The following is a 14,145-nucleotide window of genomic DNA, read 5'->3' on the forward strand; positions in this document are numbered from 1 at the left end:
GTAGGACAGCGCAGAAGCGGTGCGCGCATCTTGCGAGTCTACGTCGCGCTGGCGATCATGTCTTTTAGGCGCGCCAGGGCGGTGTCGAGCTTGGCCATGGTTGGCCCAAAGGAAAAGCGGAGATGCTGGTGAAACCGCATGTTGCGGCCGCGGCGGCGCTTGCCGGGGTCGACGTCGAAGAAATCACCGGGCACGACGATGACCTTGCGCTCGAGCGCGGCCTGGAAAAACGTCATGCCGGTATTGATTGAGGCCGGCAAGTTTTGTGTGCCGGCCCATACATAAAACGTGCCTTCGGGTGGCGCCTCGACGACTAGGCCAAGCGCGCGCAGGCCTTCGACCATGCGCGTGCGCTTGCGGCCGAATTCCTGCGCGATGGCGCGGGTCTCGGCCATCGTGTTCTCGGGCGTGAGCAGCTCGATCGCGCGGCGCTGCAAGGGGCGGCTGCCGCCACCGTCGAGAAACGAGCCCGCCGAGGTTACCGAATCAATGATTCGTTTGGGGCCAATGGTCCATGTCACACGCCAACCTGGATAGCGCCAATTCTTGGTCAGGCCGTCCAGGATCACCACCGGGTCGCGATCGACGTCTTCGACATATTGCGCCGCGGTGACGATGCCGTGCTCACCGATTAGGTCGGGGCGCCAAATGTAGTGAGAATAAAACTCATCCATAATCAGCGTGCAATCGAGGTCGCGCGCGACGCCCAGCCACTGCGAAAGCTCACCGCCACCGATCACGCGCCCGGTGGGATTGGATGGATTGGATAACAAGACCGCCGCCAGCCCGCGGCCGAGCACCTCGCGGCGCAACTCCTCGGCCGTAAACTGATAGCCCCGCTCGGCCTCGAGCATGATCGGAATCGGCGAGAATAGGCGAAACACGTCGAGCAATTCCTCGTACGCGGTGTAGTCCGGCAGAAAATGCCCGAGGTTAATGTGGCCCAGCGAGGCCGCAACGCGGGTGAGCGCCGCGCGTCCGCCACCAGAGATGGCGACATTCTCGGCGCTGTATTGGCTCGGCATGCCGCGACGAAACATCTGATTATAGAGCGAGGCGATTGCTTCGCGCAGCTCCCAGATGCCGGCGACCGGCGCGTACTCTTGATCGGCCATGTCGACCACGACCTGCTTCACGCGCGCGGGGGCGCCAGCCAATTCCTCGGCCTCGGGCATGCCTTGGCCGAGATTGCACCAGTCTTCGGCGGTCGGCGAGAACCCTCGCTTGGTCGCTTCGGTGGTGACAAAGATAACGCCCGTCTTGGGCACATCGCGAAAGGCGGAAAAACCTGTCTCGCCTGCGCCCGCCCCGGTCACGCCATACGGCGGCACGGTGGTGGTGCGCGGCACACGCGCAGCAGCGTCGGCGGATTGCTTGGTGGAGGCCATATTGCCGGGCACTTTAGCCGATTGCGCGAGGGCTGGGCGCCTCCGCCCCGCAGAAATGCTTGAACGCTAACGGCCGATCCGGCACCGCTAATTTGAGCAGCGATTATGGTAGCGTGGGCTCATGCATCCGCCCCTAGAGCCAAGCTGTCGGGCTCATCAGGTTTTGCGCCAGTCATGGGCGTCGGGCGCGCTGCACCATGCTCATCTGTTAACCGGCAATTTGACGGCAGCCCTTGGAGTATCAATGGCGCTCGCCGCGGATTTTAACTGCGACGCCGGCGGGCCGGCGGGACTGGGGCAAGCGCCGGTGGCGTGTGGCACCTGCGCCGCCTGCGAGCGTATTGGTCACGGCGTGCATCCCGATGTGATTACCGTTGCTGGCGAGGGGGCCGCCGGCGCGATCCCGATCGAGACCGTGCGCGCCATCTCCGCGAGCATGGCCATGCCGCCGCACGAGGCGCGCGTGCGCGTCTTTGTCATCGCCGACGCGGGGGCGCTGCTGGGTGCTGCGGCCAACGCGCTCCTCAAAACGCTTGAGGAGCCTCCGGCGCGCACGATTTTTATGCTGTGCGCGCGCTCGCAGCAGAGCGTCATGCCGACGATTCGCTCGCGCTGCCAGCGCCACGTCATTATCGAGCAGCGCCGCGGTGTCGAAGAGACGGGGGTGGCTGCGCGTGCCCAGGACGAAGGGTTCGACGCTGGCTTGCTCGCGGTCTTGCGCAGCAGCGGCCTTTGCGGCATCTCCGACTTCGTCGCGCAGCACGGCGGCGAGCGCGGTGCCGAGCGCGCTGCGGCGATTTCGCTGATCGACGCCATCTTGCGCACGGCGAGCGCACAGAGTCGCAAGGTCTTGCAAGCCGGGCGTGCAAACGCCAACCGCGTGGCCCATGCATGGGCCCTATGCGGCCAGCAGGCGTTAGCGGCCGGTCGCGCGCTTACCTCACACAATGCTGCCCCCACCCTGACGCTTGAGTCGCTGCTGCTGCAAATGCGCACGACAGGAGAACTGCATGACGGATTCCGATCAACCTAAAGCTAACGCGCCGAGCTCCGGCGCTGAAACTGCCGACGGCGGCGACGCAGGCGGCGAAAAACGTCGACGCCGACGGCGACGTCGCGGTGGTGGTGGCGGCGCCGAAGCCAGCGGCGCAAGCGTTGGCGCCGGCGGCGATCGCGCACCAACGAGCGAGCCGCGCGCCGCACGCCCCGAACGTCAGCCGCGGCCCGAACGAGGCGACCGACCATCGCCCACGGCATCCCAGGCCGCGCCGCGACCCCGCAGCGAGCGCAGCGCCCGCGGCGAACGCGGCGACCGACGCGATCGCAGCTTGCAAGCCAACATGCCCGCCGTCGCTGCCGCCGCCGGTTTCGCTAGCGAAGCCGCGCCCATCCTAGACGATATGGGCATGAGTATTTCGCCGCCCACCGAGTCATGGGGCATCGACGACGAACCGTTAACCGACGTGACCCTCGCTGCCGATTTGCCGGCCGACGATGGCAACTACCTCGTCGGTAAAGTCGGCGCGGTCGGCGACGTGCCGGTGCGCCATACCGCGCGCGTGACGTTTCCAAGCGCGGGTCGCACGATGGCCTGCGAGGCGCCTGCCACGGCGGCGCTTGCGGCGTTGCCGATGGGCTCGCAGGTAACGGTGCAATTTGACCGTGGCCCGCGCGTCGGCATCCTGCGCAGCGATGGCAGCCGCACCATGCAGCGCGAAAAACCGCAGGGCACGCTAACTGGCGCCGCGACCCCGAGCGACCTTGCCAACGAGCAACGACGCTTGGCGCAAATGGCCGAGCTGCTAATGGCCGCCAAAGAAATCGCCAAACAACTGCGGCTCGCGGGCAAGGTCTATCGCATCGAGGGCCAACCAGGCCAAAAGCTGACCGTCTACTATACCTGCGACGATCGCCTCGATATGCGCGAATTTGCCCATCGCTATGGCGCCAAGACCGGCGCCCGTATCGAGCTACGCCAGCTCGGCGTGCGCGACGAGGCCAAAGCCGTGGGTGGCATCGGCTCGTGTGGCCTGCCGCTTTGTTGCACCACGTGGTTGCCCGATTTCGTGCCGGTTTCAATCAAGATGGCCAAAGACCAAGGCCTCGTGCTGACCTCTAACAAAGTCTCGGGCCAGTGCGGACGCCTGAAGTGCTGTCTGGTCTATGAGCAGGCCGGCTATACCGAAATGCGCAAAGGCCTGCCGCGGCTCGGCAAGCGGGTGCTCACCAGCGTTGGCGAAGGCCGCGTCGTCGAAGTCGACGTCTTGCGCCAGCGCATTCGCGTCGCGTATGGCCCTGGCGATTCTCAGATGCATCCCGCCAGCGAGGTGACTGCGAAGTTTCCGTCGCAACAAGGCGGCGCCGGCGACCGCTCGCGATCGCCCGGTGCGGCGCGAGGCGATGCCCCGGCGAAGGCGCGAACGCGCGCGCCGTCGCAAGAGCTGGCGTCGCTTGCCCACTTGGGCGAGCTGAACGAAACCGAAAGCGATGACGACGTCGACGACGAGCCCGACGATGATATCGTCGCCGCTGCCCCGCCCGCCAATGGCAGCGACGATCACGACGCAAACGACGGCCACGACGATGACCCGTCGCGCGAGCAAGAGTCAGAGCAAGACTAAGGCCCTCCGATCATGACCACTCCCAGCCGTGCGCCGTTCTACATCACCACGCCCATCTATTACGTCAATGACGTCCCTCACCTCGGCCACGCCTACACCACCTTGGTCGCCGATGCCCTGGCCCGCTTTGCGCGCCAGCTCGGGCGACCAACGAGGTTTCTAACCGGCACCGACGAGCACGGGCAAAAAATCGAGGCGACCGCCACCGCGCGCGGCATCTCGCCGCAGCAACACGTCGACGACGTCGCGCCGCGCTTTGCCGCATGCTGGGACGAGCTCGGCATCGTGCTCGACGATTTTATTCGCACCACCGAGCCGCGGCATAAAAAAACCGTCGCGGCGCTGTGGCAGCGCATTGCCGCCAAGGGCGACTTGTATCTCGCCTCGTACGAGGGCTGGTATTGCGTCGGGTGCGAGGCCTTTTATACCGAAAGCCAACTCGATCGCGTCGACGACGCCTACGTCTGCACGACCCACAAAAAGCCGGTCACCTGGGTGGCCAAGGAGCCGTCGTACTTTTTTGCGATGTCGAAATACCAAGACGCGCTCTTGGCCCATATCGAGGCGCATCCGAATTTCATCTTGCCCGAGCAATACCGCAACGAGGTGCTGAGCTTTGTGCGCGGGGGCTTGCGCGACCTATCGGTCAGCCGCACCAGCTTTTCGTGGGGCATCCCCGTCCCCGGCGATCCGGCGCACGTCATCTATGTATGGATGGACGCCCTCACCAACTATATGTCGGCGCTCGGCGACATCGATGGCGAGGGGTACAAGCGTTGGTGGCCGGCGCAGGTGCACCTCATCGGCAAAGACATCTTGCGTTTCCATGCGGTTTACTGGCCGTGCTTTCTCCTCGCGGCCGGCCTGCCGCTGCCAGAAACCATCCTGACGCATGGCTGGTGGGCCGTGCGCGGCGAGAAAATCTCCAAATCGTTGCCGGCGACGCGGGTCGACCCCCTCGTCGTAGGCCGTGAGCTCGGCGCGTTGTGCGGCGGCGATCAGCGGCTTGGCCTCGATGCGCTGCGCTACTATCTCATGCGCGAGGTGCCGCTGGGCAACGACGGAGACTTCACCTATGAATCGCTCCTCGATCGCTTTAACGCCGACCTCGCCAATGACCTTGGGAACCTGGTGAGCCGTTCGCTCACCATGATTCGCAAGTTCGGGGTGGGCGCTGCCAACGTGCCCGCCACCTCCGCGCTGGCCCCGGTGGTCGCGCTCACCAAGGTGCGCGCAGCAACCATTGAGCAGGCGCGCCTGCACTTCGAGCGCTTTGAGATGGCGCGCGGACTAGAGGCGATCTGGCGCTACATCGCCGAGGCCAATCGTTTCGTCGATGCCACCGCGCCGTGGACCATGGCCAAGCAAAACGATCCTGCCTTGCCCGAGGTGCTGGCGCATCTCGCGATTTCAATCTCGTCGATCGCGGCCCTCATCGCGGCCGTGATGCCTCGCACCGCGGGCCTAATGGCCGAGTTCGTCGGGCAAGGCGCGTCGTTATTGTGGCCTGCGGTCGCCTTGCCGACCACGGTTTCGTTTGCCGACGTGCGCGATCCGACGCCGCTTTTTCCGCGCCTCGATGCCGCCAAGCGCGCCGCCACCATTGCCAGCCTCACGCCGGCGCAGGATGCGGCGGCGCCGGTTGCAATTGCCCAAGAAGCGGCATCAGCCGCGCTTACAAGGCCCATTGCGGCAGCCCGCACCCCTGCCGCCCCCGCTGTCGCTGCCGCGTCGGCCCCTATCACGTTCGACGAATTCGGTAAGATCGAGCTTCGCGTCGGCCGCATTTTGGAGGCGCAGGCCGTGCCCAAGGCCAAAAAGCTGCTCCAGCTCCTCGTCGATGTTGGCGAGGCCACACCGCGCACCATTGTCGCCGGGATCGCCGAGCGTTATCAACCTAGCGATTTGCCCGGCAAGCAGGTCATCGTGGTCGCCAACCTCGCGCCCGCGACGATTCGAGGCATTCGCTCCGAAGGCATGCTGCTCGCCGCCGGCGACGAGACGATCGCCGGACTTGGCGCCATAGACGGCGACGCCGCCCCCGGAACGCGTGTACGATAGCGCCTAGCAGCGCCAAGGAGTGCCATGTCGGAACAACGCATCGCAAAACGCATCATCGTCAACGCGCCGGTCCATTTCGCCAATATCGCGCAAAGCGACCCCGTGCTCCATCCGTCGCTGGCGGCGGTTTACTCACGGGTCGAGGCGAGCCGCGAACACATGGGCCGCCAGTTCTCCGGCACCATCCGCGATATCTCAACCAATGGCGCCTTTGTGGTTGGGCCGCCGCTGCCGCTGCTGTCGCGCATTTCGTTGAGTTTTGCGCTCGACGGCATTGGCCAGCTCGAAGGCGTTGGCTGGGTCATGTGGCGCCGCGACGCCGACTGCTCCTTCGAAACCGCGAGCGGCACCACGTTTTTTGCCGCGGGGTTTGGGGTGCTGTTTGAGGCGATGCCGCTCGATGGACGGGCCGCCATCGCCGCCCTGGTGCACCGCCAGTAGATTCGCCTACATTTGTCATATTTCTCGTGTTAGATATCGCCGGTGAGCTACCTGCTGCCGAGCAACACGATCACGCTGGAGGCCGCGCTTCATGATATTGGCCATGGCTCACCCCGCGCGCGCGCGCTCGCCGCTCATGCGCTGGGCGACGCGACCGGCGCCACCGCGGAAGAAGCTGCGCAGGTACATGACGCCCTCCTGCGCGCCCTGACCGATAGCCGACTGGAGGTACGCGCCGAGGCGGCGGCGTCCCTCGGTGCGATCGGCGCCAAGCGGCCGACCCCGCAAGTCATCGCCGCCCTCATCGCCGCCATCGACGACCAGGCCTCGCCGGTGCGGCAAGCCGCCCTCATCGCGCTCGGCGCCATCGGCGATCGCAGCGCGTTTCCCGCCCTGTTGGCCGCTAGCTCACATGAGCTCCCCGACGTGCGCTACCAAGCTATTACCTCGCTGGCTGAAATCGATCCGGCGTCGGCGTATGACCATGTGATCGCGGCGCTTGCCGACCAAGATCCGCAAGTGGTCGCGGCCGCCGCGCTCGCGCTCGGCGCCATCGGCGATGGTCGCGCGGCGGGACATCTGAGTCGCTTGCTTGAACACCACGTTCGCGACGTGCAGCTTGAGGCCGCGTGTGCGCTGGCCGAGTTGCATGACGACCGTGGCGTCGAGATCTTGCGCGGCGCCTTGGCGCGCGAGCAAGAGGCGATGTACGCCATCGATGCCCTGGCAACCTTGGCGACGCCGGCGGCAGGTGATGCGCTGGCAACCGCCTTGACGATGCGGGGCGCGTTCGCCGTCGTCGCCGTGTGTGCGGCCGGCGCCTTGCTCGCGACCACGTGGGAGCCACCCCGTCCAGCGAGCGAGGCTGAGGCGGCCCGCCAGGTCTTGCTCGCCAATGCGACGCGCTGGAAGCTACAGCTGCGCGAGGCCGCGCTGGGCCAAATTGAACGCGTTGGTGGTACGTGGGCGATCGCGGCGTTGCGAGATTTCGCGCGCAGCTGGCAGGGATGGCCCGCGCGCAAACGCATTCATGGCGCAATTAACGCGCTCAGCGCACAGCCCGCCTAAGCGATCAACTCACCATGCAGCCGCTGCAATTTTTTGACAGCCATTGCCACGTCGACGGCCCCGAGTTTGATGTCGATCGCGACGTCGCCATGGCGCGCGCGCGGGAGGCCGGCGTTCGCGCGATGATCGCGATCGGGGCGGTGGGCGACATTTCCTCGGCGCACCGCGCCGTCGCGTTGGCCACCGCGCACCCCAACGTGTGGGCGACGGTCGCGACGCATCCACACGACGTCGCCGCGATGACGGATGCCTGGTGGGACACGCTGCGGCAACTCGCGGCGCACCCGCGCGTCGTCGCCGTCGGCGAGACGGGCCTGGACTTCTATTATGACCATGCGCCACGCGGGCTACAGCACGACGCCTTCGTGCGCTTCATCGAGCTGGCGCGCGAGGTGGACAAGGCCGTCGTCTGCCACATTCGCGACGCCCATGCCGAGGCCCAGGCCATCTTGCGCGCGCATGCGCATGGCCTGCGCGTCATTATCCATTGTTTCACCGGTTCGCCCGATGACGCGCGCATCTATGCCGAGGCCGGCTACTACGTGTCGTTTTCTGGCATCGCAACATATAAGACCGCGGGCGACATCCGCGCCGCCCTCGCGATGGTGCCGCACGACCAAATACTGCTGGAAACCGACTGCCCATATCTGGCCCCGGTGCCAATGCGAGGCCGCCGCAACGAGCCGAGCTATTTGGTACACACGGCGGCCGTCGTCGCTGCCGAGCTTGGCGTAACACCTCAATATCTTTCACAAAAAACGTGGGCAAATACGCTGGCCGCGTTTTCGATCGCAGATGCCCCAGCGCTTGACTCCGTATAGACCCGCCTGTATACGTTACGACCTTACTCGTACCCCCCCGCTAGAGGAGACCGCCATGGCACAACGCATGGGATTATTAGGAAAAAAAATTGGCATGACGCAAGTGTTCGCTGACGACGGCGAACGCGTACCTGTCACCGTGATTCAAGTTGGTCCGTGCGTCGTGCTCGATAAGCGCACGATGGAACGCGACGGCTACACGGCCTTGGTGCTTGGGTTTGACGAGAAGCCGCTGCGTTTGGCCAACCGCCCATCGCTTGGTTCCTATAAAGCCGCTGGCCAAAAGCCACAGCGCTTTATCCGCGAGCTTCGGCTCGACGCGGAAGACCTCGCCAAATATGAAATCGGCCAATCGCTGGCGCCTAAAGATGTCTTCGAGGTCAATGGCCCCGTCGACGTCACCGGCACCAGCAAAGGTAAAGGCTTTCAAGGCGTCATGAAGCGCCACAACATGGAAGGCTTTCGCGCCACCCACGGTACGCACGAATACTTCCGCCACGGCGGTTCGATCGGCTGCCGCCTCACCCCGCAGCGCGTGCACAAAGGCAAGCGCATGTCGGGTCACATGGGCGTCGACACCAAGAAGGTGCAAAACCTCCAGCTATTCCGCATTCTCGACGAAGAGAATTGCTTGCTCGTTCGCGGCGCCATCCCTGGCGCAGCCAATGGCTACGTGGTTGTCACCCACGCCGCAACGCGCGCCGAGTACAAGCGCAAGGGCATGGGCAAGGAAGAGGTTCGTTCGAAGAACCCACTGAAGGCCTCCAAGGCCGCCGCCAAGGGCAAATAAGCCGCCCAGGCCACGCGCCTGTTGTGCTAACTAGGTCGCGCGTATGGCGAAACGCAATATGGGAGACCCCGCGGTTCGCCGCGACCATTTTCACCAAAAGGCGAAAAAGGAAGGGTTCCGCGCGCGCGCGGTTTATAAGCTGCAGGAGCTCGACCAGGACTTCTCGCTGTTTCGCGCCGGCGATCGCGTGCTCGACCTTGGCTGCGCACCTGGCTCGTGGCTGCAGTACGCCGCCACGCGCGTCGGCGAACGCGGCGTGCTGGTCGGCATCGACCGCCTGCCGCTGGCCGCGGGCATTGCGCGCACGCGCGTCGTCGTCGGCGACATTTACGACACGCCGGTGGCGCAGCTGCTCGGCGATCTAACGGCCTTTGACGTCGTGATGTCGGACATGGCGCCCGATACCACGGGCATCCGCCACGCCGACCAGTCGCGGTCCGAGGCGCTGTTTGAGCATGCCCTTGAGCTGGCCTTGCAGACGCTGAGCCCAGGCGGACATTTCGTCGCCAAGCTGTTCCAAGGCCCGGCGTTTGCCCAGCTCCTGACCGCGTGTCGCAAGCACTTTACGACGGTCAAGACCGCCAAGCCGAGCTCCAGCCGCGCGATCTCGATCGAGCAGTACGTCGTCGCTAAGGGCTTCAAAGGCCGCTAGCGAGGCTTAGAGTTCATTATGGCCGAGCGGATCCTCTTTGACGCCTGGGGCGACCCGCCGCCGCGCAAGATCTCGCAGCTGGTAGCCGCCTTGCGTCGCGGCGAAATCGTCGCGTACCCGACGGATACCTGTTTTGCGCTCGGATGCGCGCTGGGTGCCAAGGGCGCGCAAGAAACGATTGCGAACATGCGCCAGCTGCCGCGCAGCCAGCGCCTAGCCTTGCTGTGCGCGGACGTCGCGATGGCGTCGAAATTTGCGATCTTCTCAGAAACGGCGTTTCGGCTGGCGCAGCGGCTGTTTCCTGGGCCCTACACGCTGGTGCTTCCCGCCACGAAGCTAGTGCCCCGGACGCTCACCGAGGCCAAGCGCAAGACGGTTGGCATCCGCGTGCCTGCGCAGGCCATCGTCCACGCCATCATCGCAGAGCTTGGCGAACCGCTCTTGACCACGACCGCCATGGCACCCGATGCCGAGGCTCCGTGCGCCGATGCCGACGACGTGCTAGAGGCGTTTCCACATGGCATCGACCTAGTCGTCGATGCGGCGCGCACCGCGGGCGAGCTGTCCACCGTGCTCTCAATCGAAGGCGACGAGGTCGTCGTGCTTCGCCAAGGCGCGGGCGAGATCGACGACTTGATCTAGCAAGGGTCGCGCCGCCTGCCCTACAGGCCAAGGCGCGTGCGCTCGGCGGCTGCCACGTCGCCCGCGCCCTTGGCCACCGCGCGATCCACGGCGGCGGTCGCGCGTTGCAGATCAGCGGGCGTCGCGGTAGCGACGTCGGGGACCAAAACTTGCGCCAGCGCGACTTCGCAACGGCCGCACAGCACCTCGGGCGTGGCCTCGAACGCAAGCAGCGCCTCGCGCGCCTTTTTGCCTTCGCCCGCTAGCACGAGCGCGGTCGAGTCGATCGCCTTAGCGGGGGCATACCAGTCGACTAGCTCGAGCGTCTGCTGCGCATATTGCCGCGCGCCCGCAAGGTCGCCGACGCAAAGCCGCTGCTCGGCCATCGCCGCCCACGAACGATAGAGCATCGGGTTTGGCTCTTCGGGAGAAATATCCTCGGTGGCTCGCCGCAGCTGACGCTCGGCTTCTTCGCAGCGGCCCTGCCATAGCAGCGCCACCGCCAGCACGTGCCGCCCAAGCTTGGACTTGCTGCGCCGCGAAATGCGCTCAAGCTCGGCGGTGTCCCTCGCCCCCGCGGTCGCGAGCAACGTGGCCATTTGATAGTACACCTCGACCTCGAGGCTATCGACGGCAATGGCGCGCCTTGGCGCCAGCACGGCCTTCGCGCCCGCAAAGTCGCGAAGGTCGATCATCGCCTGCGCGCGCAAGATGGCGGCGCGCACCGTCTGGGTCGCGCCCGGCGCGCCAAGCGCGCGCAAGGCCTCGGTGGGCCTGCCTTGCGTCAGCGCGATGGCCGCGCGGAATTCACCTGCCAACACCGAGGCGTCGCCGACGGGAAGCAGCGCGTGCAAGTCGCGCGCGGAGCTGATATCGCCGAGCAAGATTTGCAGGATGCCGAGCCGCGCCCGCAGGCGTGGCTCGAAGGGCGCCGCTACTTTTGCGATGGCAGTCTCGGCGCCGCCGAAATCGTCGAGCATCAGCGAGGCATAGGCCTGCGCATACCAACGCATGTTGGCGATACGCGGCCCCAGCTCGCGATCGAGCGCAACGTTGAGGATATCAAAGGCGGCCGCGATCTCGTAGCCGCGCTCGGCGCGCAAGATGGCCTGCTCCACCCATACCAGCGCTTGGTCTTGCGCCCCGTCGGCGGCCTTGCCCGCAGCCTCGAGCGAGGCGAGCAAGGCCTCACCGGTCGCGAGCTCGCCGCTATCGAGCAACAACGCCGCGCGATCGATGGCCGCCATCGGCACCTGTGGCGTCATCGCGTCAAATTGCGCCAACGCTTGTGCTTGGTCGCGGCTGGCGAGGTGGCGCGCGCGCAGCCATCGCGCCAACGGATCGCTTGAGCCCGCGAGCGCTTCGAAGGCGGCCACATCGCCCTCGCCACTCGCCAGGGCGTGGGCGAGCGCATAGATCGCCCGCCCGCCCACGGCCGCCGGCTCGCTCGAGCTGAGAATCGCCGCCGGCATGGCACCCGGGGCGATACCAAACAAGACCTCACGCGCGGCGCGCACCCTGAGCAAGACCAGCTCGTGGTGCAGGCGGCGATCGCGCGCGACGAGCGTCTCGAGTTTGGCTTGGGCGCTCGCCAGCGCGTCGTAGCTGCCGGCCACCAAGCTCGTCTCGGCAAGCGCCAGCACATCGCGTGCGGCGGCATCTCGGGCTTGTTGTTCGATACGCGACTTAAAAAAGATGCCCACGAGCGCGAGCGTCAGCACGGCCGCAACCGCAACCAAGCGCAGCGCCCATCGCCGTTGGCGGCGTTGCCGTCGGCGTTCCTGCAACTGCGAAGGCGGCAAGAAAATCCCTGGAACGCTAAGCAGGCCTCCACGCAACAAGGCCGGTAGATGCTCATGCCCCATCGAGGCGGCGTAGTGCAGCGCCGCCGTCGCCGCATCGACGGGCTTTTCGCCGCCGACCACCCGAGGCCTCGCCGCTAGCCCGACGATATCTTGTGGCGTTGGCATTGGGACGTGCTTGGAACCCGGTGAGGATGGTCGCCCCTGAGGCGGCGCGGTGACGCGCGGCGGTGCAAGTGGCGGGGGCGGCACGATCGGGGACGTCGCGAGCACCGGCGGCGCGACTGGTGGCGGCGCGGTGACGCGTATGGGGGGCGGCGCTGCGGGCGGTCTTGGCGCGCTGGTCACAACCGTGGGCGGTGCCGCCGGTGGCGAGGCAAGCAACATGCCCGACGGCGCACCCGAGGGCATCGTGTCTGGTGCCTTGAGCGGTGGGGGTGGCGGCGCCGTCTTGCGCAAGCCCTCAAGCAGGCCAGTGCCTCCGCGAGGTCGACGCATCGCGAGCGCCAAAAGTTCTTTTGCCTCCTCAAGGTGCGCGCCGCGCGTTGCGTGAGCCAAGCCCTGCTCAAGCACCAACACCGCCTCGGCCGCATCGCCCCTAGCAAACAACAGCTCACCCAACGCCAGGAACGCCGCGCCCCCGGGATCGCGGGCAACCGCCGAACGCAACCGTTGTTCTTCGTCCGTCATCGCTATCGTCCTGTCGGCGCCGCGCGCCCTAAGGCGACACTAATGTACACCACCTCGTCGCGCCATCGGCCGGCACTCGCTAGAATATGGCATGGGCAACACCTTTGGCCGTGCGTTTCGCGTGACGACCTTTGGCGAGTCTCACGGCGCTGGCCTTGGCGCCATCATCGACGGTTGCCCGGCGCAAACCAAGATCGACCTCGCGGCGATCGCGGCGCAAATGGATCGCCGGCGTCCAGGTCAGAGTCACCTCACCACGCAGCGGCAGGAAGCTGATGAGGTCGAGCTGCTCTCGGGCGTCGCCGACGGCGTGGCGCTTGGCACGCCGATTGGCCTCTTGATCCGCAACGCCGACGCGCGCCCTAAGGATTACGCCACCGAGGCCATCTTGCGGCCCTCGCACGCCGACTACACGTATCGCGCCAAATATGGCATCGCCGCCGCAAGCGGGGGGGGCCGTGCCAGCGCGCGCGAAACCGCGGCGCGCGTCGCCGCGGGCGCAATTGCCGAGGCCGTGCTTGCGCCACTGGGCGTACAGATCGTCGCGTGGGTCTCGCAGGTGCATACGATCGGCATTGAGGAACCGCTCGACCTCCTCGCCATCTCACGCGGCGACGTCGACAGGCACCTAGTGCGCTGCCCCGCGCCTGCCGCTGCCGCCGCCATGCAGGCCGCGATTGAGGCCGCGCGCAAACAGGGCGATTCCCTCGGCGGCGTCATCACCGCGATCGCGCGCGGCGTGCCTGCGGGCTGGGGCGAGCCGGTCTTTGAAAAACTCGATGCCGAGCTCGCGCGCGCCATGATGAGTTTGCCGGCGGTGAAGGGCTTTGAAATCGGCTCGGGCTTTGCGGGCACACGCCTGCGCGGCAGCGAGCACAATGATGAGTTCTACTTCGACGGCAAGGTGCGCACCAAGACCAATCGCTCGGGCGGCATTCAAGGCGGCATCTCCAATGGCGAATGCATCGAGATGCGCATCGCGTTTAAACCCACCGCCACCATCATGCAGCCGCAAGCCAGCATCACGCCGGGCGGCGATGCGGCCACCTTAGCGCCCAAGGGGCGACACGATCCGTGCGTGCTACCGCGTGCGGTGCCGATCGTCGAGGCGATGACGGCGCTCGTGCTCGTCGACATGATGCTGCGCCAACGGCATCAGCTGCATGCATAACCAACTACGCATTCACTTA

At 66.1% G+C, this 14,145-nt stretch carries 12 protein-coding genes; 10 read left to right on the forward strand and 2 right to left on the reverse strand.

Annotated elements, in window-relative coordinates:
• Positions 1–38: 38 nt before the first annotated feature.
• Entirely contained in the window at positions 39–1,388 is a 1,350-nt protein-coding gene (locus IPL79_04765; GenBank protein ID MBK9070300.1) for a pyridoxal phosphate-dependent aminotransferase, read from the reverse strand.
• Positions 1,389–1,509: 121 nt separating this feature from the next.
• On the opposite strand from IPL79_04765, the gene IPL79_04770 reads away from it, so the two are divergent.
• The 9 genes from IPL79_04770 to IPL79_04810 are packed head-to-tail and all read left to right on the forward strand — an operon-like array spanning position 1,510 to position 10,484.
• Positions 1,510–2,421 (forward strand): hypothetical protein, encoded by a 912-nt coding sequence (locus tag IPL79_04770; protein ID MBK9070301.1) that lies wholly within the window; start codon positions 1,510–1,512, stop codon positions 2,419–2,421.
• On the forward strand, positions 2,399–4,009 hold the full coding sequence (locus tag IPL79_04775) for a hypothetical protein (GenBank protein MBK9070302.1): 1,611 nt from the start codon (positions 2,399–2,401) through the stop codon (positions 4,007–4,009). Before IPL79_04770 ends, IPL79_04775 begins: the two co-directional genes overlap by 23 nt.
• A 12-nt stretch (positions 4,010–4,021) precedes the next feature.
• On the forward strand, positions 4,022–6,070 hold the full coding sequence (gene metG / locus IPL79_04780; GenBank protein ID MBK9070303.1) for a methionine--tRNA ligase: 2,049 nt from the start codon (positions 4,022–4,024) through the stop codon (positions 6,068–6,070).
• Positions 6,071–6,094: 24 nt separating this feature from the next.
• Positions 6,095–6,511, forward strand: a complete 417-nt coding sequence (locus tag IPL79_04785; protein ID MBK9070304.1) for a PilZ domain-containing protein — start codon at positions 6,095–6,097, stop codon at positions 6,509–6,511.
• 42 nt (positions 6,512–6,553) lie between these two features.
• Positions 6,554–7,579, forward strand: a complete 1,026-nt coding sequence (locus IPL79_04790; GenBank protein ID MBK9070305.1) for a HEAT repeat domain-containing protein — start codon at positions 6,554–6,556, stop codon at positions 7,577–7,579.
• A 14-nt stretch (positions 7,580–7,593) separates the two neighbouring features.
• Positions 7,594–8,400 carry a TatD family hydrolase gene (locus tag IPL79_04795; GenBank protein MBK9070306.1) on the forward strand — a complete coding sequence of 269 codons (807 nt, stop codon included), beginning with the start codon at positions 7,594–7,596 and terminating at the stop codon, positions 8,398–8,400.
• Between the two features lie 55 nt (positions 8,401–8,455).
• Positions 8,456–9,190, forward strand: coding sequence for a 50S ribosomal protein L3 (rplC, locus tag IPL79_04800; GenBank protein MBK9070307.1), 735 nt, complete (start codon positions 8,456–8,458; stop codon positions 9,188–9,190).
• A 43-nt stretch (positions 9,191–9,233) separates the two neighbouring features.
• Positions 9,234–9,842, forward strand: coding sequence for an RlmE family RNA methyltransferase (locus tag IPL79_04805; GenBank protein ID MBK9070308.1), 609 nt, complete (start codon positions 9,234–9,236; stop codon positions 9,840–9,842).
• Between the two features lie 18 nt (positions 9,843–9,860).
• Entirely contained in the window at positions 9,861–10,484 is a 624-nt protein-coding gene (locus tag IPL79_04810) for a threonylcarbamoyl-AMP synthase (protein ID MBK9070309.1), read from the forward strand.
• Positions 10,485–10,504: 20 nt separating this feature from the next.
• Here the strand turns inward: IPL79_04810 and IPL79_04815 are convergent, their stop codons facing one another.
• Positions 10,505–12,955, reverse strand: a complete 2,451-nt coding sequence (locus IPL79_04815) for a hypothetical protein (GenBank protein MBK9070310.1) — start codon at positions 12,953–12,955, stop codon at positions 10,505–10,507.
• A gap of 91 nt (positions 12,956–13,046) precedes the next feature.
• Here IPL79_04815 and aroC point away from each other — a divergent pair, with 91 nt between their 5' ends.
• Complete coding sequence (gene aroC, locus IPL79_04820) at positions 13,047–14,126, forward strand: chorismate synthase (protein ID MBK9070311.1); 1,080 nt, start codon at positions 13,047–13,049, stop codon at positions 14,124–14,126.
• The last annotated feature ends 19 nt before the right edge of the window (positions 14,127–14,145 follow it).

It is taken from the genome of Myxococcales bacterium, assembly GCA_016716835.1.
Taxonomy (GTDB): domain Bacteria; phylum Myxococcota_A; class Polyangia; order Haliangiales; family Haliangiaceae; genus JADJUW01.